Origin of the sequence: Streptomyces sp. NPDC088350, from assembly GCF_044753545.1 — a bacterium.
Lineage (GTDB): Bacteria > Actinomycetota > Actinomycetes > Streptomycetales > Streptomycetaceae > Streptomyces.
In genome coordinates, this window is sequence record NZ_JBIVNL010000003.1 from 391,670 (window position 1) to 412,265 (window position 20,596).

A 20,596-nucleotide genomic window follows, 5' to 3' on the forward strand; every position below is an offset into this window, starting at 1 on the left:
CCGGAGGGGTAGGGCCTAGTCCTGGGCGCGGCCGGTCGTCACGCGGGCGATCATGAGGGCGACCAGGATGATCCCGCCGTAGATGGCCTGGATCCAGAAGGACGGGACCTGGGCGAGGGTGAGCAGGTTCTGGACGACTCCGAGGAGGAGTACGCCGGTCAGAGCACCGAACATGGTGCCCTTGCCGCCGTCGAGGCTGATGCCGCCGATGACGGCCGCGGCCATCACGGTGAAGATCATGTTGTTGCCCTGGTTGGCGCTGATCGCGCCGACGTAGCCGGTCTGCATGATGCCGCCCACCGAGGCGAGGACGCCGGCGACGACGGACACGCCGAGGAGCATGCGGTCGACGCGGATACCGGCCGCGCGGGCCGCTTCCTGGTTGCCGCCGATCGCGTACAGGGCGCGGCCGACGCGGTGGTACTTGAGCACGAACCCGGCGACGGCGAAGCAGACCGCGGCCAGCCACACCGACATCGGGACGTTGAGGAAGGTGCTGGTGGCGAGGGTGAAGAAGGAGTCGGGCATTCCGAACAGCGTCTTGCCCTTGGTGGCGCCGACCAGCAGTCCGCGCAGCACGATCAGCATGGCGAGGGTGACGATGAAGGCGTTGAGCTTGAACTTCACCACGAGGATGCCGTTGAAGGCGCCGATGATCCCGCCCACGACGAGGATCGCGACGATCGCGAGCGGCGCCGACCACTCCGTACCCCAGCCGGACTCGGCGGTCGGCAGGACCAGCAGGGCGCCGATGGCGGGCGCGATGCCGACCACCGATTCGAGGGACAGGTCGATCTTGCCGGTGATGAGGATCAGCGACTCCGCGAGGACCACCATGGCGAGCGCGGCGGATGCGCCCAGGATGGAGATCAGGTTCCGTTCGGTGAGGAACGAGTCGTTGACGATCGCGCCCAGCACCAGGAGCACCAACAGGGCCGGTACGAGGGCGAGTTCACGGGCCCGGCGGAGCAGGACCGTGCGGGCCGAGCCCGCCCCGGTGGCGCGTGGGGCGGCGAGCGGCGGGGCCGCCTTGGTGTCAGCCATGGTCCACTCCTTCGATGGAGGCGATCAGCTCGTGGTCGCGCCAGCCCGCCGGGTGCTCGGCGACGACACGGCCGTGGAAGAGGACGAGGACGCGGTCGCAGCGCCGCAGGTCGTCGAGTTCGTCGGAGACGACGAGCACGGCGGTGCCGTCGTCGCGGGCGCTGTCCATGCGGGCGAGCAGTGACTCCTTGGACTTCACGTCGACGCCCGCGGTGGGGTTGATGAGGACCAGCAGCCTCGGGTCCGAGGCGAGCGCGCGGGCCATGACGACCTTCTGCGCGTTGCCGCCGGACAGGTCGGAAACCGGCTGTTCGGGGCCCTCGGTGTGGATGTCGAGCCGGTCGATCAGCTCGGTGGCGAACGCCCGCTTGCGGTCGGTACCGACAAAGCCGAAGCGGCCGAGCCGGTCCAGGACCGTCATGGTGGCGTTGTCCCCGATGGACATGCCGAACACCAGCCCCTGCCCGTGCCGGTCGCGCGGCACGCACCCGACGCCGGCCTTGAGCGCGGCCTGGACATCCCCGAACGGCAGCTTCTCGCCGTCGAGTCGGGCACTCCCGCCGGTCGGCGTGTACAGCCCGGTGAAGGACTCGGCCAGCTCGATCTTGCCGCTGCCGCTGGATCCGGCGAGTCCGACGACCTCGCCGCGACGGACGGTGAGGTCGACGTTCTCGTACGACTCGGAGGTGAGCCCCCGCGCGTCGAGGAGGACGGGTGCCGCGTCGTCCAACTCCCGCAGCCGCACCTCCAGTTCGGCGATCGACTCCCCCGCCATGGCCTCCACGAGGGCCTGGCGCGGGAGGTCGGCGACCGGTGCGGTGGTGATCCAGCGGGCGTCACGCAGGACCGTCACGGTCTGGCACACCTCGTACACCTCCTGGAGGTGGTGCGAGATGAACAGGAAGGTGACGCCGGACTCCTGGAGCGCCCGCATGCGGGTGAAGAGCCGCTCTATCTCCCGGTTGTCGAGCTGGGCGGTCGGTTCGTCGAGGACGATGAACCGGGCGCCGAAGCTCAACGCCCGCGCGATCTCCACCATTTGACGGTCCTCGACCTTGAGGTCGGCGGTACGGGCCTCGGGGTCGACGCGTACGTCCCAGGTGTCGAGGAGTTCGGCGGCCTCGGCGCGGAGGCGGCGCCAGCTGATGACTCCGCCGCGTGAGGTCGGCTGGCGGTTGATGAAGAGGTTCTCGGCGACCGTCAACTCGGGTACCACGGTGGGCTTCTGGTAGACGCAGGCCACTTTGGCGCGCCAGGCGTCGCGGTCGGTGAGCGGGGGCGCCGGCTCGCCGTCGAAGCGGACCGTGCCCTCGTCGGGGGCCTGGAGTCCGGTGAGGACGGTGACGAGGGTGGACTTGCCGGCGCCGTTGCGGCCGACGAGGGCGTGGGACTCGCCCGGCAGCACGGTCAGTTGCCCGTCGGCGAGGGCGACGGTCGGGCCGTACCGCTTGACGATTCCCGTCGCCTCCACCAGCGGAGTGGTCAGTGGGCTGCTCATTTGGCCGTGTTGCCCCAGAGCTTGGGATCGTCGACGTTGTCCTTGGTGACCAGGGGCGCGGGCAACTGGTCCTCCAGGATGCCGCTGGGCAGCTTGACGATCGTGGAGTCGTGGTCGGTGGGGCCGGGCTTGAAGGTCTTCCCCGCCATCGCGGCCTTGATGTAGTACATGCCGTACTTGGCGTAGGCGTCGGCCGGTTGGGACACCGTGGCGTCGATCTCGCCCTTGCGGATCGCGTCGAACTCCTGCGAGATGCCGTCGTTCGAGACGATCACGATGTGCCCGGCCTGGCCCGCCGCCTTCAGCATGCCCTTGGACTTGAGGGTCTGGAGGGTGGGCGCGAGGTAGACGCCGCCCGCCTGCATGTAGATGCCCTTGATGTCGGGGTTGGCGTTGAGAAGCGTGTCGAGCTTCGAGGCCGCCGTGTCGGACTCCCACTTGGCGGGGATCTCCAGGACCTTGAGCTTCGGGTACTTCGTCTTCACACAGGACCTGAACGCCTCCGACCTGTCACGGCCGTTGACGGACGCCAGGTCGCCCATGATCTGCACGACCTTGCCGCTGGTGATGTGCGCCCCGAGGTACTCGCAGGCCTTCTCGCCGTACGCGACGTTGTCGGCGCGTACGACCATCGCGACCTTGCCCTTGTCGGGCGCCACGTCGACCGCGACGACCGGCACGCCCTTGCGCTCGGCCTGGGCGAGGCCGGCTTCGATGGCGGCGCTGTCCAGCGGGGCGACGACCAGGCCCTTGACGCCCTGGTTCAGTTCGTTGTTGATGTCGGTGATCTGCTGCGAGGGGTCACTGTTGGAGTTGACCGTCTTCAGCGCGTCGACACCTTCGGACTTCGCCATCTTCGGCACGTAGTCGTTGTACGACTGCCAGAACGGCGAGGTCAGCAGGGGCAGGATCACCCCCACCTTGCCGGTACCACTGCTGCCGCCGGCGCTGGACGCGCCGGTGTCCTTGGTGCTGCCGCATGCCGTGAGCGCGAGGGTGCCGCACGCGGCAGCTGCCGTCGCACGCACCGCCCACGCGGTCAGTCGTCTGCCTTGCCGTCCGTTCCGCACTGTGCTGCCGGCCATCTGTCGGGCTCCTCATCGAGCGTGTTCGAGCAGTTGCCGGAATATTTATCAGACCACTTCGGGGCTGCAACACCCTCAGGAGCCAAATTTTCCCTGTTTCGAGCCGTAGTGGTCGGACCACATCCGTGACTAGACTGCGCGGACCGACGACAGGAGGAGTGGCGTGGACGAAACCCTGCCGAGCGAGACCGAACCGGGGGCCGCCGCGCCGAAGGGCACGGTGACGCAGCGCGCCATCGACTCGATCAAGGCGTTGATCGGCGAGGGCCGCCTGGAGCCGGGCCAGCGCCTGCCGACCGAGCGCGATCTCGCGGCCCAACTGGGTATCTCCCGCAGCTCGATGCGGGAGGCGATCCGCGCGCTCACGGTGCTGGGCGTACTGGAGGCCCGGCACGGTTCGGGCATCTACGTCACGCAGTTGGAGGCCGGCGACCTGCTGGAGACCTTCGGTGTCGTCGCCGACCTCTCGCGCGGCCCGGGCCTGGTGGAGCTGCTGGAGGTCCGCCGCATCCTGGAGTCGACGGCGACGGCACTGGCGGCGGCGCGCATCACGCCGGACCAACTCGCCGAGGTCGAGAAACACCTCACCGCGATGAACGCCACCGACGACCCCGAGGAGATCCTCGCCCACGACCTCGCCTTCCACCGCGAGATCGCGTCCGCCGCCGGCAACGAGACGATGGCCGCGATCCTGGAGGGCCTGTCGTCCAGGACGTTCCGCGCGCGGGTCTGGCGCGGCTACCAGGAGGAGGGCGCCTTCACCCGCACCCGCCGCGAACACGCCGCGATCCACCGGGCGTTGGTGGCACGTGATCCGGAGGCGGCACGGGCGGCGGCGGCGTCGCACGTGGGTGAGGTCGAGGAGTGGCTGCGGGCGCAACTCGCCCCCTAGAAGCGGGGGTTCAGGTGGCCCAGGCCGCTCTGTCTCCGAGGGCCGGGTCCTTCAGGCGCGAGGCTGCATCGATATGCGGCTCCGCCGCGCGAGCGCGATCAGCCCCCACGCACCCGCACCAAACGACCGCCGGCATCCGCACCCTCCCCGCCGCCAGGCACCGGCACCGGCACCGCACAACGGCGGACGCCGGCCCGACCCCGACACTCAGGCGCCGCCGGAGGCAGGCAACGGCGGTTCCCCCCTCTGCCCCTGGACCTCCGCCCATCCCCGCAGTTCGCTGGTGCCCACCTCGTCGATCGCCCGGTGCAGGGCGGCCCGCGCGTCCGCGTCGCGCTCGGCCTGCGGGAGCAGCAGGTAGCGGTCGATCGCCCGCCGCAGGCCCTCCCTCGCCTGCGCGGCCAGGACCCAGCGCGAACCCGGGCTGAAGAGCTGGCGCATGCCGGTGAAGAAGACGGCGCCGCCCGCGATCAGTGCGGTGAGCCAGGCGGGCGCGTGCAGGCCCGCCGCCACGACCGTCGCGGACGTGGCGGCGAGAGCGCCGAGTTCCGTCGTGTAGTGCAACCACCTCGCCCTGTCGCACGCCCCCGCGTAGAACTCCAACTCCTGCCGGGCGAGCCCCAGTAGCGGATCCGGTTGCGAGGCCCACGCCTGAGCGGCGGCCGTTCTTCGTCTCATCGCCACATCATCGGGCGATCAGGGCCGCCGGCGAAAGCCGTACCGGGTCAGGCGCGTCGGAACCGCAGCGTCACCAGCTCGAACGGGCGCAGCCGCAGGGTGAGTTGCTCGCCCTCACGGGTCACCTCCTCGGCGTCGGCCGACGGACGCTCCAGCAGGTCGGTGACCTCCACGGAGTCGAAGGGGAAACCCAGCGTCAGCGTCGCCCGTGCCCGTCCCCCGTACGCCTCGTGGAACCGGACCACGACGTCCCCGCTCCCGTCGTCCGCCAGCTTCACCGCGGTGACGACGACCGCGTCCCGGTCCACGCTCACCAGCGGGGCGACCTCCTGCCCACCCGTGACCCGCCGTTCCGGCAGGTTGATCCGCCAGCCCTCGCGCACCGCGTCGCCGATGGCCGCGCCCGGCACCAGCGCGTGCCGGAAGCGGTGGACGCCCTGGTCGGTCTCGGGGTCCGGGAAGCGCGGGGCGCGGAGGAGGGAGACGCGGACCGTGGTGGTCGTACCGGCGTCGCCGTCGGTGCGGACCGTACGGGTCACGTCGTGGCCGTACGTCGAGTCGTTGACGACGGCGACGCCCCAGCCGGGTTCCTCCAGGTGGACGAAGCGGTGGTTGCAGGCCTCGAACTTGGCCGCTTCCCAAGAGGTGTTGGTGTGCGTGGGGCGGTGGAAGTGCCCGAACTGGGTCTCGGACGCGTACCGTTCGGCGTGCACGTCGAGCGGGAAGGCGAGTTTGAGGAACTTCTCCGTCTCGTGCCAGTCGACCTCGGTGTCGATGAGCAGCCGCCGCTCCCCGGGGGCGAGGGACAGCAGTTGGGTGACCCGGGAAGCGCCGAAGGACCGTACGATCCGCACCGCGTTCCCCTCGACCACGACCTCCTCCGCGTCCGTGAGGTCCGTGACCGTGTTGCGGTAGAACTCGTCGACGTCCCAGGCGTCCCACATGTTCAGGAAATCCGGGTGGAGTTGGAGCAGGTTCGCGGATCGGCCGGGGGCGATCGTCTCGCGGTCGGCCTCGATGTCGTAGGCGGAGACGACGAGCCCGTTCTGATCGATCTCGACCCGGAGCAGGCCGTTCTCCAGTACGTGTCCGCCGCCGACCCGTGACGTCAGTGCTGTCTCGCCCTGGACCGCCGGGGTCCGCGCGCCGCCCGCGGGCACGCCGTCGCGGGTGTGGGGCGCCGAGTTGAACACCAACTCCCGCGCCCCCTCCCCCGCCAGCGCGCGCTGGGCCGCGTCGATGATGGCGTTCAGTTCGGCGGCCAGACCCTCGTACGTCCTCCGCGCCTCCCGGTGCACCCAGGCGATGGACGAGCCGGGCAGGATGTCGTGGAACTGGTGCAGCAGGACCGTCTTCCAGATCCGGTCCACGTCCTCGTACGGGTAAGGGAATCCGGTCCGTACCGCTGCCGCGGCCGCCCACAGCTCCGCCTCGCGCAGGAGGTGTTCGCTGCGGCGGTTGCCCTGCTTGGTCCTGGCCTGGCTGGTGAGGGTGGCGCGGTGGAGTTCGAGGTACAACTCGCCTACCCAGACCGGGGGTTCGGGGTACTCGGCCTCGGCCTTCTCGAAGAACTCCTTCGGGGTCTCCCAGGCCACGGTCGCCGAGCCTTCGAGGTCGCGCAGGCGGGCCGCCTTGGCGACCATCTCGCGCGTGGTGCCGCCGCCTCCGTCGCCCCAGCCGGTGGGCGCGAGGGAGTGGCGGGCGACTCCCTTGTCCTTGAAGTTGCGGGCCGCGTGGGCGATTTCGCGGCCCTGCATGGAGCAGTTGTAGGTGTCGACGGGCGGGAAGTGGGTGAAGATCCGGGTGCCGTCGATGCCCTCCCAACGGAAGGTGTGGTGCGGGAACTTGTTCGTCTGCGACCAGGAGATCTTCTGGGTCAGCAGCCACTTGGAGCCCGCCGCCTTGATGATCTGCGGGAGTCCGGCGGCGAAGCCGAAGGTGTCGGGCAGCCACGCCTCCTCATTCTCGATGCCGAACTCGTCGAGGAAGAACCGCTTCCCGTACACGAACTGACGGGCCATCGCCTCCGAGCCCGGCATGTTGGTGTCGGACTCCACCCACATACCGCCGGCCGGCACGAACCGCCCGTCCGCCACCGCCTTCTTGACCCGCGCCCACACCTCGGGCCGGTGCTCCTTCACCCAGGCCCACTGCTGGGCCTGCGACATGGCGAAGACGAAGTCGGGCTCGTCCTCCAGCAGCGCGGTCATGTTGGAGGTCGTGCGGGCCACCTTGCGGACGGTCTCCCGCAGCGGCCACAGCCACGCGGAGTCGATGTGCGCGTGCCCGATGGCGCTGATGCGGTGCGCGGAGAGGACCGCGGGCGTGGACAGGACCGCCGTCAGCTGTGAACGGGCGTGCTCCGCCGTGCCGTTGACATCCTGGAGGTCCACGGCGTCCAGCGCCTTCTCGATGGCCCGCAACAGGTCCCAGCGGCGCGCCGAGTCCACCGGCAGCTCGGCCATCAGCTCGCCGAGGACCTCCAGATCGAGGACGAGCTGCCAGACGTTCTCGTCGAGGACGGCGAGATCCATCCGGGTGAGCGTGTACTGGGGCTCGCTGCCGGCGGTCTCCTTGTCGCCCAACCGCGTGGGCAGGAAGGGGTGGTAGTCGAGAATGACGGGGTTGGACGCGGCCTCGACGTACAGCATCACCTCCTCGCCGCCGGCGACGGGCGCGCCGATGCGGACCCACTGGTTGCGCGGGTTGAGGCCCTTCACGGGGGTGCCGTCGGGCCGGTAGACGAGGCCCTCGCACTGGAAGCCGGGCATGTTCTCGTCGAAGCCGAGGTCGAGCAGTGCCTCGACGGTCTTCCCGGCCCACGCCTGAGGGACGGTTCCGGTGACACGGAACCAACTGGTCCCCCAAGGAGCACCCCACCGGGCACCCACCTCGATCGGTTCGGGCGTGGCGGCGAGCCCCTCGGCGACGGGCACCGGCTCACCGGGAGCGTGCCAGACGGCCACCTCCAGGGGCACGGACTCGGGGTACACGGCGGGACGGATGCGCTCTTCGAGGACACGCTTGAGGCGGGCTTCGACCAGGCTGCGGTCGTCATGCATGTGGGGTGCTCCGTGGCTCGGTTGCGGGTGGGGGCAGGGGTGTCACCAGGTGTACGAGACGGTCACGGGGGCCGACGCCGTGTAGAGCTCCCCTGTGGCGCGCAGTTCGAACCACGCCTGCTGCTCGCCCTGTTCGGCCGTCAGCCCGCCGACGTAGAAGGCGCGCTGGCAGGTCCCGCCGAGGAAGCGCCGGGTGCCGTCGGGCAGAAGGCGGTGGAGGGTGTAGTGCCGCACGGCGCCGGGCGCGGCGCCCCAGGCGAAGCGCAGGTTTCCGCCGGTGGCCGCGCTGACAAGGAAGTTGGTGGGAGCGGCCGGAGCCGGGGACGCGTCGGCATCGCGTACGGCGAGTCCGCCGAGCCGCCAGTTCACCGGCCCCGCGGTAGCGGTGAGCCTGACACCGATGGCGTGCAACGTGCCGGAGAGCCCGGTGAGCGGCACGGTCACCGTCTGCCAGCCGTCGCCCGGGTTCACGGGCAGACAGGTGTACGGCGGTGTCGCTCCGGCCGTGCTCGGTTCGGCGGTGGCGACGGCGAGTTCGACGGTCGCGCTGCCCGTGTCGGTGCGGAAGGTCAGGTCGACCACCGTGTCATCGGTGACAGGCAGCTGGGTGGCGTACAGATCCAGGGTCGTCGGCGCGTCCAGTGCGCCGGCGACCAGCACACTGCTGCCGCCGCGCCACGCGTCCGCGAAGTCGAAGGTCACCGTGGGCCGTTGCCCCGCCGTCCGCACCGCCCACCGCCGGGACGGCAACCGGTCCTGGAGCCCCAGGTGGTTCCAGGCCGTATCCGAGGTGACCGCCCCGTCCTCGTACCAGCGCAGCCCGTGCCCGGTGTTGAAGACGCTCGCGAACGGCAGCGTGCCGCCCACCGTCGACCGGTCCGCGACCGACACCGCCGGCGCCCGCCAGGTGTCGGTGCTGTCCGGCGTCGACGGGTCGAGCGAACGCCCGGTCCAGAACCGGTCGTCGGCCGCGTGGAAGTCGCCCGGGGTGCGGCTCGCGGGCAGGTGGTTGCGGGTCCACTCGGGCCGGTAGAAGCCGATGGACGTGATGTGCGCCTTGGTCGTCGGCACCATCGCGTCCCAACTCACGGACGTACTCGACCCGTTGGACTCGACGTCGACACCCGCCCACAACTCGTAGCGGCTGCGCCCCAGTCCGTCCGCCTTCGTCCCGGACGCCGCCAGCGTGCTCGTGCTCCACCGGAAGTCGACGAACATGTCGTTCGCGGCCTGGAAGAACGCCTGGTTCGAGGAGTTCAGCGCGCCCTGCCAGCTGACCGTCCCGTTCACGGTCATCGCGTCGTACCAGGTCACGCGCTGCCCCTGCGCGGCGGCGAGGGACTTCAACTCGCTCACGAAGCCCCGCATGTCCGTGCCGAGCGCGGTGTTCCCGCCGCTGGTCTCGGCGTTGACGAACCATCCGTCGAAGCCGTACGCGGCGGCGACCGCGACGAGTTGGGCGGCGAGCGGGTAGTGCCCGGCGGAGTCCTTCTGGACCAGGTCGCGGGTCCACTGGAGTTGTCCGCCGTAGGCGACGGGCGGCAGGAAGATGTTGCCGAGGACGGGTACGCCGTGCCGGTGGGCGGCGTCGACGATGGGCGCGTTGGGGGCGAGGATGATGCCCTCGCCCGACGAACCGCCCCAGAAGACCAGTTCGTCGAGGTACGACCAGTGGGTGAGCGCGTAGTAGTCGGCGGTGGCCGCGCCCTGGGAGGGGTTGCTCGACGTCGGTCCGAAGGAGACCAGGGACTGGATACGGGCCTGGCCGGAACGGGCGGTGGTGTTCGCGGGGGTCGGGGTGAAGCGTGCGGCCAGGGGGACGGCGGCGGCGTTGAAGGCGAGGTCCGTGTCCGAGGCTGCGGTCCAGGTCTTCAGGCTGTTCCAGGTGATGCCGGTGCCCGGGGTGCCGGAGGGCAGGGAGTCCGGGTACCAGTAACTGGCGTACGGCTGACCGGTGTTGGCGGCGGCCTGCTGCGCGGCGAAGGCGGGCGTGGGCAGTTGGGGCAGCAGGGTCGCTGCCGCGCCGGCGAGGAGGACGGTCCGTCTGGTGGGGCGTCTCGGGTTCACGAGCTGGCGTCTCCTTGTGGGGTGGGGAGTACCTGGTCGGGAGTGACGACTTCGGTGATGCCGCGCGCGGCGAGGTGTTCCTTGTCGTCCGCGCGCACGTCGAGGACGGTCGCCGGGCGGGCGCCGTCCGCGACGAGTCGGAAGTAGGCGTCGAACACCGGCCCGCCGGGACCGCAGACGGACCGGACCGCCGGTTCGGCGGGCACGACGAGCGCCGTGGTGCGGGTGGCGGGCGTGTACGCGGGCTCGCGGGCCGCCTCGGCCAGCACCAGCGCGATGTCCTTGGGTTGCCGGTCGTTGGTCAACAGGCCCAGCCCGTATTCGAGTTCGGGGAAGTCGGCGAGTTCGCGGGACACGTCGTGCGAGCACCACCAGGTGATGCCCCAAAGGCCGGGGCAGTCAAGGGCGTTGGCGACGGTCGCCTCGGCGAAGGCCGCCGCGTGCTCGGCCGGTACGAGGGGCTGGGGCGCGCCGACCTCCTGGAGCCAGACAGGCCGACGGGGTGCGTCGGCCCAGGCCTTGCTCAGCTCGATCAGGTACGCGGCGTGGTGTTCGGCGGGGACCGAAGTACGGCCGTGGCGTTGCGCGGTGCCGTTGAAGATCCAGGAGTGCACGGCCGTCATCGCGCCTTGGCGGGCGGCCTGGGCCGGGGTGAACGGCATGTCGTCCTGGTACCAGGTCGCGTCGTACTCGGCGTGCAGATGCGGCTTGCCGGGCGCGCCCTCCGCGCAGGCGGCGAGCATCCGCGCCAGCCAGGCGTCGATCTGCTCCTCGGTCGCCCGGTCGGGGTCCGGATGCGGGCCCGCCGAGAACTGGTTGACCTCGTTGCCGAGGGTCATCCCGATGAAGTTCGGGCGGTCGGCGAGGGCGGTGGCGAGCGTGCGCAGGTAGGCGGTCTGGCCGTCGAGGACGTCCGGGTCGGTGAAGAGGTTGCGCCGGTGCCAGGTCCTGGTCCACGCCGGCAGGTAGTCGAAACTGCTCAAGTGCCCTTGCAGACCGTCCACGTTGACATCGAGCCCGCGCTCACCGGCCGCGTCGACGAGCTGGACCAGCTGCTCCACGGCCTTCGGGCGGATCAGGGTCCGGTTGGGCTGGAAGTACGGCCACAGCGGGAACACCCGGACGTGGTCGAGGCCCAGTTCGGCGATCGAGTCGAGATCGGCGCGTACGGAGTCGAGGTCGAAGTCGAGCCAGTGGTGGAACCACCCTTGGCTGGGCGTGTAGTTGACGCCGAAGCGCACGGCAGAAGACATCGGGATCCTGGTTCTGTAGTGCGTACGTGGGGAGTTCGCCCCTGGATCAGCCCTTGACGGCGCCTTCGCCCACGCCCCGGAAGAAGTACCGCTGGAGGCAGACGAAGAGGGCGATCAGTGGTGCCACGGCGATGACCGTGCCGGCGGCCACCAGGCGTTCGTCGTTGGCGAAGGTGCCGTGCAAGTAGTTGAGGCCGATGGTCAGCGTGAACTTGGACGGGTCGCTGAGCACGATGAGCGGCCACAGGAAGTCGTCCCAGGCGCCCATGAAGGCGAAGATCGCGACGACGGCGACGGTGCCCTTCACGGACGGCAGCGCGATCCGCAGGAACCGCTGCCAGACGTCGGCGCCGTCGACGTAGGCCGCTTCCTCGATCTCGTAGGGCAGGTTGAGGAAGGCGTTGCGCATCAGCAGGACGTTCATCGCGCCGATGCAGCCCGGGAGGACCACGCCGATCAGGGTGTTGTTGAGGCCCAGCTCCCGCATGGTGGTGAACTGGGCGATGATGATGCCCTCCACCGGCACGAGCATCGCCAGGATGAAGACGAGGGTGGCCACGCGGCGGCCCCGGTAGCGCAGCCGGGCCAGCGCGTACCCGGCGAGTGCCGAACCGACGCAGTTCGTCACGACGTTGGCGGAGGCGACCTTCAGCGAGTTGAGGGCGTAGTCCCACACCGGGATGGTGTCGGCGACCCGCTTGTAGTTGTGCAGGGTGGGGTGTTCGGGCAGGAAGGTCGGCGGTGAGCTGTAGATGTCCTCGGTCGGGCCCTTGAGCGAGGTGGAGAGCTGCCAGAGGAAGGGGCCGACGGTGATGGCGAGGACGGCGAGCAACAGCGTGTAGCGCAGGGCGAGTTCCTGGACGCGGATGCGACGGCCGTGCCCGTCGGTGACGCGGGGTTCACGAACAGGGGCCTTCTCCAAGGGCCTTGCGCGCTGGATGACGCTCAAGCGTCCTCCCTCCGATCGGCCCGCAGGACCAGCAGCATCAGGGCGACCGTGACGACGAAGACGACCACCGAGAGGGCGGAGGCGTAACCGACGCGCCCGGTCAGACCCGTACCCGTACGCTGCACGAGCATCACGAGGGTGGTGTCCTCGCCGGCCGGGCCGCCGCTAGGGCCCGCCATCAGATAGACCTCGGAGAACACCTTGAAGGCGGCGACCGAGGACAGCGCCCCCACCAGCACCATGGTGGAGCGGACGGCGGGCACGGTGACCGTGCAGAAGCGGCGGACCGCGCCCGCGCCGTCGACCGAGGCGGCCTCGTGCAGTTCGCGGGGCACACTGGCGAGCGCGGCCAGATAAATGATCATGTAGTAGCCGAGGCCCTTCCACACCGTGACGGCCATGGCGCTCATGAGCAGCAGCCACTGGTCGCTGAGGAAGCCGATCCGGCCGACGCCGATCGTCTCCAACAGCGAGTTGACCAGGCCGCGTTCGTCGAGCAGCCACACCCAGATGAGTCCGACGACCACGATCGAGGCGACGACCGGTGTGTAGAACGCGGACCGGAAGAAGGTGATGCCGGGGATGTTCTTCTGGACCAACAGGGCCAGCAGCAAAGGGAGTACGACGAGTGCGGGGACCACCCCGACGATGTACAGGGTGCTGTTGCGCAGGCCGGTCCAGAACATGTCGTCGTGCCACAGCTCGCGGAAGTTGGCGAGGCCGACGAAGTGGCCGGGGAGCAGCGTGCGCCGGTCGGTGAGGGCGTTGGCCAGCGTGGAGCCGAACGGGTAGAGGATGAAGACGCCGGTGATCAGCAGTCCGGGGGCGGCGAACAGCCAGGGGCTGGTGGGCAGTTGGCGCCGCACCCGGGAGGCGGTGGAGAGGGCCATGGCGGACTACCCCTGCTGCTGGAGGAGTGTGTTGCACTGCTTGACAGCGTTGTCAACGGCCGTCTCGGGGCTCTCCTTGCCCTGCAACGCCTTGGCGACCTCGTTGCGCAACGCGGTCTTCATCTGCTCGCTGAACAGTACCGGCGTGTAATTGACCGCGTTCTTCAGGGACTTGGCGGCGGCGATCCGCACCCGGGTCTCGTCGGTGCCGTCCTCCTTGGTGAAGTACGGGTCGCCGAGGGAGCCGGCGGTGCTCGGGAAGATGGCGACCTTCTTCGCGAACGACATCTGCTGCTGGGCGTCGGTGACGTAGTGCGCGAAGGCCACGGAGGCGGCGGTGTGCTTGGTCTTGGAGTTGACCATCACGCCCATCACGTACATGTTGACGTGGCCGGTGCTGGTGATCTGGTCGGTGATGCCGATGTTCTTGTACAGGGTGGGCGCCTGTTTCTTGAAGTTGTCGAGGTCCAGGGCGCTGCCGGGGTTCATGGCGACGGCTCCGGTGAGGAACTTCTTGCCGGACGACTCGGGGGTGGCGGTGAGCGCCTGCGGGTCGAGGGCCTTCGCGTCGTACAACTCCTTGTACTTGGTGAGGAGTTCGATGCCCTTGGTGTCGTTGAAGGCGAAGGCGGTGCCCGCCTTGTTCATGAGCTCGACGCCGTAGCGGCCGAAGTCCTCGACGGTGGGGACGTTGGCGAGGGTGGCGACCCTGCCGTTCGTCTTCCGCGCCAACTGGAGTGCCTGGGCGAAGAGTTCGTCGTACGTCGTCGGCGGCTGGTCGGGGTCGAGTCCGGCCTGCTCGAAGAGGGACTTGTTGTAGAAGAGGGGGCCGGTGTTGAGGTACCAGGGGAAGGCGTAGGTGCCGGTCATGCCCGGTATCCGGTGGCTGGCCCAGGCACCGGCCAGGTACTCGCTCTTGTACTTGGCCGCCGCCTTGTCGAGGTCGAGGGCGAGACCCGCCTTGGCGAGCGGGGCGACCAGGTCCGGGGAGACGTTGACGACGTCGGGCAGGGTGCCGCCGGCGGCGTCCGCGCTGATCTTGTCGGCGTAGCCCTCGGCGGGCTGGTCGATCCACTTCACATGGGTGCCGGGGTACTTCTCCTCGAAGCCGGCGACCACGCCCTCGAAGTACGGCTTGAAGTTGGCGCGGAGGTTCCAGGTCTGGAAGGTGATGTCGCCCTCGACCTTGCCCGAGGCGTCGGTCGATCCGCCGTCGGCTCCCCCGGAGCCGCAGGCGCTCAGCGGCATGAGGACTACGGCGGCGGCAGCGGCGGCGAAGACTCTGCGGGAGATGCGCACGGAGTGTGGCTCCTTTGCGGTGGGGGTGGCCAATCGTGCCGGGGCAGACCTTGCACGCTCTCCGGCGGGCGAGTCAATGGATTCTGCTCAGCTAAATTCATTAGTTGGCCGGATCCGGCCAACATCCCTGATCAGCGAGGTGTGTTGGCATTCTTGCGGTCGATCACTAATGCGCTTTAGGGTGTGCTGGCTCAAGCGCATTAGTGCGCGGTGCCGGTGGAATGGAGAACGGGCTTGTCAGGCAAGCGGTCGCCCGCGCGTCGGCCGACGATGAAGGACATCGCGCAGCGCGCCGGCGTGTCCGAGAGCGCGGTCTCCTTCGCGCTCAACGGCCGTCCCGGCGTCTCCGAGATCACCCGCGACCGGGTGCGCCGGGTCGCGGAACAGCTGGGCTGGCGGCCCAGTACGGCGGCGCGGGCGCTGTCCGGGGAGGGCGCGGCGACGGTCGGTTTCGTCCTCGCCCGGCCCGCGGACACCCTCGGTGTGGACTCGTTCTTCCTCCAACTCGTGTCGGGCATCCAGGAGGTGCTCGCCGAGCGCCATCTCGGGCTGCTCTTCCAGATGGCCGAGGACGTCGACGACGAGTGCGCGGTGTACCGGCGCTGGTGGGCCGAACACCGGGTCGACGGCGTCCTGGTGGCCGATCCGCGCACCGACGACCCGCGGCCCGACCTCCTCGACGAACTGGGCCTGCCCGCCGTGGTGATCGGCGGCGCGCCGGACGAACGTCACCCCGGCCTGTCGACGGTGTGGGCGGACGACGCGGGCGCGATGGCGTCCGTGGTGGACGAGTTGTACGCGCGCGGACACCGGCGGATCGCGCACATCGCGGGCCTGCCGGGCCTCGCGCACACCGAGCGCCGTATCCGCGCCCTGCGCGCCGAGGCCGCGCGCCGCGGGCTGACCGAGGTGCGCTCGGTGACCACCGACTACTCGGACGCGGCGGGCGCCGCCGTCACCCGCCGGGTCCTCGACGTCGCGGCTCCCCCAACGGCGTTGATCTACGACAACGACGTGATGGCCGTCGCCGGGGTGGCCGCCGCGGCCGAACTCGGGTACTCCGTACCGGCGGAGGTGTCGGTGGTCGCCTGGGAGGACTCGGCGCTGTGCCGCATGGTCCGGCCGTGGCTGTCGGCGCTGTCCCGGGACAGTGTGGAGTTCGGCCGTACGGCGGCACGGGAGTTGACCGCCCTGCTGGACGGCGGACCGGCGCGCACGGTGCGGGTGCCGGTGCCGCGGCTGATCGAGCGGGACAGCACGGGACCGGCACGGGGGTGAAAGTGCTGTGTCTCCCGGTTCGCGGCCGAATCGCCGGACACCGCCGGGTACTTCGTGTGAGGCTTTGCCCATGACCTCCGAAGACCCGCTGGCCGACCGGCTCCAGCTCGACCGGCCGCACTCCGCCCGTGTGTGGAACTTCCTCCTGGGCGGCAAGGACAACTACGCCGCGGACCGCGAAGCCGGCGAAATGATCGTCCAGATGTTCCCGGACATCGCCCTCCTCGCCCGCCTCCAACGCCGCTTCCTGGTAAGGGCCGTGCGCTATCTCGCCGAGGACGCGGGCATACGCCAGTTCCTCGACGTCGGGACCGGCCTGCCCACCGTCGACAACACGCACGAGGTCGCGCAGCGCATCGCGCCCGAGAGCCGGATCGTCTACGTCGACAACGACCCGCTGGTGCTGGTGCACGCGCAGGCGTTGCTCACCAGCACGCCGGAGGGCGCCTGCGCCTATCTCGAAGCCGATGTGCGCGACCCGGAGCGGATCCTCGAAGTCGCGGCCCAGACCCTGGACTTCACCAAGCCGATCGCGCTGACGATGCTGGGCATCCTGGGCCAGATCCCGGACTCGGACGAGCCCGAGTCGGTCATCGGCCGCTTCCTGGACGCCCTGCCGCCGGGCAGCTATCTCGCCCTGAGCGACGGCACCGACACCAACGCGGCGCTGAACCAGGCGATTTCGGTGTACAACGCCAACTCCGCCAGCTCGTACCACCTGCGTAGCCCCGAGCGGATCGCGGCCTTCTTCGACGGCCTGGAGGTCATCGAGCCCGGCATCGTCCCCACCTCGCAGTGGCACCCGGAGCCGGTCGACGTGGGCCGTGACCCGTCCGACGTGGACGCGATCTGCGGGATCGGCCGCAAGGCCTGAGCACCAACACCGAAGAGGGGCACCGGCGTTGCCGGTGCCCCTCTTTTCGTATGTCCTGGATCAGAGCCGCCTCGTATGTCCTGGAATCAGAGGCGGAAGAGCGCCCAGACCGTCTTCCCGCCGCCCGCCCGCAGGTTCCAGCCCCATGAGTCGCTGAGCGCGGAGACCACCTGGAGACCGCGCCCGGACTCCGCGAACTCGTCGGGGCACCCCTCCACGGGTATGCGGTCGCTGTCGTCGGTGACCGCGCACACCGCGTACGGCAGCCGGTCCCACACCGCGAGCCACAGTGAAGGCTGCGGCTCCACCGGGGAGTTGGGCGCCCGGCCGTAGCGCAGCGCGTTGCTCACCAGTTCCGACACGGTGACCGCCATGTCGTCGACGAGTTCGCCCCCGGCCCGGTCGGCCAACGCGGCCCGGGTGAAGTCCCGTGCCACATGGGCCGATTGGGGCATCGGCGGCACGACCAGGACGGAACAGAGAGCGGGGTCGTACCCGTCCCCGACGGCCGGGACAAGCGTGACGCTCTGCCCCGGCCCGGGTCTGCCCACCTCGTCGACGGCCCGGCACAGCCACTCCCAAGTCCCCTCGATGCGCAGGGCGTCGACCGGCCGTACGTCTTGCTCTGCGGACATCGCGACCCCTGAGACCCCTGGGAAGAGAGAACACCTGCGCGTACTACACCTGTCCGGAACATCGTCCTCCGACTGACCCTGCGAACGCAAGTGCATCGGCAATTACCGCTGCAATTGCAGACGATCTTGCGAGCGGTCCCTCCCGAGGGCTATCGTCCTCCACATCACCAATGGGTGCAATTGAAGCTGCAATTGCATTCGATCTTCACGGGGGAGCGATGAGGCCTCAGAACCAGCACGAGAACGGCATGGCGGCGACCCTGCTGAGCGGCGCGCAGTGGCGCAAGAGCCACCACAGCAACCCCGAGGGAAACTGCGTCGAGTTGGCCGCGCTCTCCGACGGTCACATCGCCGTACGCAACTCGCGCCATCCCGAAGGTCCGGCACTCGTCTACACCAGCGCCGAGATCTCCGCGTTCGTCCGCGGTGTGAAGGACGGCGACTTCGACGGCCTACTCCCCGGTCGCTGAGGTCGGGCAAACCCGCGGATGGCCGGAAGGCGCCGGACACAGGCCGGCGCCTTCCGGCGCCTTCACTCCCCGCAGTTATCCGGAACCTCGGTGCTACGATCCTCTTTTGAGTCCCGAAATCTTGCGGACGGTATCGGCGCGACCGCCGAGGGGATGAACATGACTGCAGCTCAACCGGAATACGCGCCCTCGGGTTCGGACGTACTGAGCCTTCAGCGCGGTGGCCCGACCGTCCAGCGCATCATGCTGGGCACGCGTCTGCGTCGGCTGCGGGAGTCCCTCAACATCACGCGCGACACGGCCGCTTCGGCGATACGCGCCTCGGACGCCAAGCTCTGCCGCATGGAGTTGGGCCGCGTCGGCTTCAAGGAGCGCGATGTCGCCGACCTGTTGACGCTGTACGGCCTCCACGAACCGGAAGCGCGCCAGGACTTCCTCGACTCCGTCCGCCGCGCCAACGAACCCGGCTGGTGGCGCGCGTACGGCGACGCCTTCCCGACCTGGTTCGAGCAGCACCTGGGGCTGGAGGAGGCGACCTCCCTCATCCGCACGTATGAAGTCCAGTTCATTCCCGGCCTGTTGCAGACCGCCGCGTACGCCGAGGCCGTCATCCGGCTCGGGCGCCCCATCGACACCCCCGACTCGATCCAGCGTCGCGTCGAACTCCGCATGACGCGCCAGGAGTTGCTCACCCGGCCCGGTGCGCCGAGGTTGTGGGTCGTGGTGGACGAGGCGGCGCTGCGCCGGCCGCTCGGCGGGGCGGACGTGATGCGCGAGCAGCTGCGGCACCTCATCGAGGTGTCCGCCCTGCCCAACGTCACGCTCCAGGTGCTGCCGTTCCACGTGGGTGGCCACGCGGCCGCCGGCGGTCCGATCACCGTGCTGCGCTTCCCGGTGCCGGACCTGCCGGACATCGTCTATCTCGAACAGCTCACCAGCGCCCTCTACTTGGACAAGCCCGACGAGGTCGACCGCTATCTCGCGGTCATGGACCGGCTGAGCCTGGTCGCCTCACCGGGCCCCGAGTCGGTGGCCTTCCTGGAGAAGCTCCTCAAGGACATGTGAGCCCTCAGACCCGCGACCGGTACAGCCCGAACTCCGCGACGCGCACGGTGTCCCGGGCCGCCGTCACACGGACCCGCCACCGCCGGGCACGTACGGGCGCGGGCAGCAGCAGGATACGGCTCGCGCCGATCGTTCCGGCCCGGGTGACCTCCGTCCAGGCCCCGTCCACGTACGCCTCCACGACGAACCCCTCGACCTGCTGGCCGTACCGCCCGGTGTCCTCCGCCAACCGGACGCGGTCCACCTCCCGTTCCGTGCCGAGGTCGACGGTGACCCGCCCCGGCGAGACGGTCGTCCGGGCTCCGCGCGCCAGGTCCTCGGGCAGCTCCCGGTCCACACGCTCGCGGAACTCGCACAGGCGTGCCACGTCCGGGGCGGCCAGCAACCCGTCGGTGTCCGGTGGCACGTTGAGCAGCAGGACCGCGTTGCGGCCGACCGAGCCGAAGTAGATGTCGATCAACTCCTCGACGCTCTTGGGGACTTGGTCCGGGTGGTAGAACCAGCCGTCGTGGATCGACACATCGCACTCGGCGGGCCACCACTGCAGGTAGTCGGTGTTCGGGTGCGCCGAGACGAGCGCGCTGCGGCTGCCCTCGTCGGGGGTGTCGTACGACAGCGCCCAGTCCGTGCGGCCGTACTGCTCCTCCTTGACCGGCAGGACGCTCCACTCGTCCTCCCGCGCGGTGCCGCCCTCGTTGCCGACCCACCGCACGTCCGGGCCCGTCACGGCGATCGCCGCGTCCGGAGCGAGGGATCTCACCAGCGTGTACCAGCTGTCCCAGTCGTAGTCCTCGACCTTGCCCGGCGGGATGCGGCCCTGGGCGCCGTCGAACCAGACCTCGTCGACCGGGCCGTACTCGGTCAGCACTTCGTAGAGGGTGTTGAGCATGTGGGCGCCGTAGTCGGTGGCGTCCAGCGCGTAGAAGGCGTCCGGCGTGCGGTCGTCGCCGTCGACGAGCGTGGGGACGGTCCGCGTGGTGCGGGCGCTGCCGTTGGCGTAGACGCCGTGGAGGTACTGGTTCTCGTCGGCGGGCGAGAGATAGACGCCGACCTTGAGGCCGTACCGCCGCATGGAGTCGGCGAAGGAGCGCAGTACGTCGCCCTCCCCCGCACGCCAACTGCTGTACGCCACCGTGTGGTTGGTGTAGCGCGACGGGTAGAGGACGAAGCCGTCGTGGTGCTTGACGGTGAGGATGGCCAGCTTGAAACCGCCGTCGCGCAGGGCGCGGGCCCACTGGTCGGTGTCGAGACCGGCCGGCTGGAACACGTTCGGGTCCTCGTCGCCGGTCCCCCACTCCAGGCCGGTGAAGGTGTTCACGCCGAAATGCAGGAACGCCGTCCGCTCCAGCTTCTGCCAGGCCACCTGCCGTGCGGTGGGCCGGACTTGGGAAGCCTTGCGGACCAGTTCGGCCTCGGTGTCGTCGGGGCCGACGGGGATACGGGAGCGGGAATCGGACGGGGTCGAGGGCGCCGCGAGGGCGGGTGCCGTGGCGGTCGCGGTCGCGGCGAGTGCGGTGGCCGAGAGGACGAAGAGCCGTCGGGAGAGGGCCATGGGGT

17 protein-coding genes are annotated in these 20,596 nt (G+C 69.9%); 5 read left to right on the forward strand and 12 right to left on the reverse strand.

Annotated elements, in window-relative coordinates:
- Positions 1 to 15: 15 nt before the first annotated feature.
- Genes ACIQBL_RS11710 through ACIQBL_RS11720 form a run of 3 tightly spaced genes read right to left on the reverse strand, consistent with a single transcriptional unit; the run spans position 16 to position 3,627 of the window.
- Positions 16 to 1,044 (reverse strand): ABC transporter permease, encoded by a 1,029-nt coding sequence (locus tag ACIQBL_RS11710; RefSeq protein ID WP_401939718.1) that lies wholly within the window; start codon positions 1,042 to 1,044, stop codon positions 16 to 18.
- Complete coding sequence (locus ACIQBL_RS11715) at positions 1,037 to 2,542, reverse strand: sugar ABC transporter ATP-binding protein (RefSeq protein WP_401939720.1); 1,506 nt, start codon at positions 2,540 to 2,542, stop codon at positions 1,037 to 1,039. Before ACIQBL_RS11715 ends, ACIQBL_RS11710 begins: the two co-directional genes overlap by 8 nt.
- Positions 2,539 to 3,627 carry a sugar ABC transporter substrate-binding protein gene (locus ACIQBL_RS11720; RefSeq protein WP_401939722.1) on the reverse strand — a complete coding sequence of 363 codons (1,089 nt, stop codon included), beginning with the start codon at positions 3,625 to 3,627 and terminating at the stop codon, positions 2,539 to 2,541. Before ACIQBL_RS11720 ends, ACIQBL_RS11715 begins: the two co-directional genes overlap by 4 nt.
- 163 nt (positions 3,628 to 3,790) lie before the next feature.
- On the opposite strand from ACIQBL_RS11720, the gene ACIQBL_RS11725 reads away from it, so the two are divergent.
- Positions 3,791 to 4,519: a FadR/GntR family transcriptional regulator gene (locus ACIQBL_RS11725; RefSeq protein WP_401939725.1), complete on the forward strand. Its 729-nt coding sequence runs from the start codon at positions 3,791 to 3,793 to the stop codon at positions 4,517 to 4,519.
- A 207-nt stretch (positions 4,520 to 4,726) separates the two neighbouring features.
- Here ACIQBL_RS11725 and ACIQBL_RS11730 read toward each other — a convergent pair whose 3' ends face one another.
- From ACIQBL_RS11730 to ACIQBL_RS11760, 7 genes are read right to left on the reverse strand one after another with little or no spacing between them, the layout of a single operon-like run.
- Entirely contained in the window at positions 4,727 to 5,197 is a 471-nt protein-coding gene (locus ACIQBL_RS11730) for a DUF4231 domain-containing protein (RefSeq protein ID WP_401939728.1), read from the reverse strand.
- A 47-nt stretch (positions 5,198 to 5,244) separates the two neighbouring features.
- On the reverse strand, positions 5,245 to 8,259 hold the full coding sequence (locus ACIQBL_RS11735) for an alpha-mannosidase (RefSeq protein WP_401939731.1): 3,015 nt from the start codon (positions 8,257 to 8,259) through the stop codon (positions 5,245 to 5,247).
- 42 nt (positions 8,260 to 8,301) lie between these two features.
- Complete coding sequence (locus tag ACIQBL_RS11740) at positions 8,302 to 10,326, reverse strand: endo-beta-N-acetylglucosaminidase (RefSeq protein WP_401939734.1); 2,025 nt, start codon at positions 10,324 to 10,326, stop codon at positions 8,302 to 8,304.
- Complete coding sequence (locus ACIQBL_RS11745) at positions 10,323 to 11,579, reverse strand: glycosyl hydrolase (protein WP_401939737.1); 1,257 nt, start codon at positions 11,577 to 11,579, stop codon at positions 10,323 to 10,325. The genes ACIQBL_RS11740 and ACIQBL_RS11745 overlap by 4 nt, the downstream gene beginning before the upstream one ends.
- Positions 11,580 to 11,625: 46 nt before the next feature.
- On the reverse strand, positions 11,626 to 12,528 hold the full coding sequence (locus ACIQBL_RS11750; protein WP_401939739.1) for a carbohydrate ABC transporter permease: 903 nt from the start codon (positions 12,526 to 12,528) through the stop codon (positions 11,626 to 11,628).
- On the reverse strand, positions 12,525 to 13,418 hold the full coding sequence (locus tag ACIQBL_RS11755; protein WP_401939742.1) for a carbohydrate ABC transporter permease: 894 nt from the start codon (positions 13,416 to 13,418) through the stop codon (positions 12,525 to 12,527). Before ACIQBL_RS11755 ends, ACIQBL_RS11750 begins: the two co-directional genes overlap by 4 nt.
- 6 nt (positions 13,419 to 13,424) lie before the next feature.
- Positions 13,425 to 14,717, reverse strand: a complete 1,293-nt coding sequence (locus ACIQBL_RS11760; protein WP_401939744.1) for an ABC transporter substrate-binding protein — start codon at positions 14,715 to 14,717, stop codon at positions 13,425 to 13,427.
- Positions 14,718 to 14,987: 270 nt separating this feature from the next.
- Between ACIQBL_RS11760 and ACIQBL_RS11765 the strand changes: the two genes are divergently transcribed.
- Positions 14,988 to 15,995 carry a LacI family DNA-binding transcriptional regulator gene (locus tag ACIQBL_RS11765; protein WP_401940695.1) on the forward strand — a complete coding sequence of 336 codons (1,008 nt, stop codon included), beginning with the start codon at positions 14,988 to 14,990 and terminating at the stop codon, positions 15,993 to 15,995.
- A 70-nt stretch (positions 15,996 to 16,065) separates the two neighbouring features.
- A complete protein-coding gene (locus ACIQBL_RS11770; protein WP_401939746.1) occupies positions 16,066 to 16,869 on the forward strand; it encodes an SAM-dependent methyltransferase in 804 nt (267 codons plus the stop codon).
- An 86-nt stretch (positions 16,870 to 16,955) separates the two neighbouring features.
- On the opposite strand, the gene ACIQBL_RS11775 is transcribed toward ACIQBL_RS11770, so the two are convergent.
- Complete coding sequence (locus ACIQBL_RS11775; RefSeq protein ID WP_401939749.1) at positions 16,956 to 17,504, reverse strand: ATP-binding protein; 549 nt, start codon at positions 17,502 to 17,504, stop codon at positions 16,956 to 16,958.
- Between the two features lie 218 nt (positions 17,505 to 17,722).
- Here ACIQBL_RS11775 and ACIQBL_RS11780 point away from each other — a divergent pair, with 218 nt between their 5' ends.
- Together ACIQBL_RS11780 and ACIQBL_RS11785 are read left to right on the forward strand one after the other, a co-directional pair.
- Positions 17,723 to 17,974: a DUF397 domain-containing protein gene (locus tag ACIQBL_RS11780; RefSeq protein WP_043670870.1), complete on the forward strand. Its 252-nt coding sequence runs from the start codon at positions 17,723 to 17,725 to the stop codon at positions 17,972 to 17,974.
- A 159-nt stretch (positions 17,975 to 18,133) separates the two neighbouring features.
- Positions 18,134 to 19,039, forward strand: a complete 906-nt coding sequence (locus ACIQBL_RS11785) for a helix-turn-helix domain-containing protein (RefSeq protein ID WP_401939752.1) — start codon at positions 18,134 to 18,136, stop codon at positions 19,037 to 19,039.
- Positions 19,040 to 19,043: 4 nt separating this feature from the next.
- Here ACIQBL_RS11785 and ACIQBL_RS11790 read toward each other — a convergent pair whose 3' ends face one another.
- A complete protein-coding gene (locus ACIQBL_RS11790; protein ID WP_401939754.1) occupies positions 19,044 to 20,591 on the reverse strand; it encodes an alpha-L-fucosidase in 1,548 nt (515 codons plus the stop codon).
- Between the last annotated feature and the right edge of the window lie 5 nt (positions 20,592 to 20,596).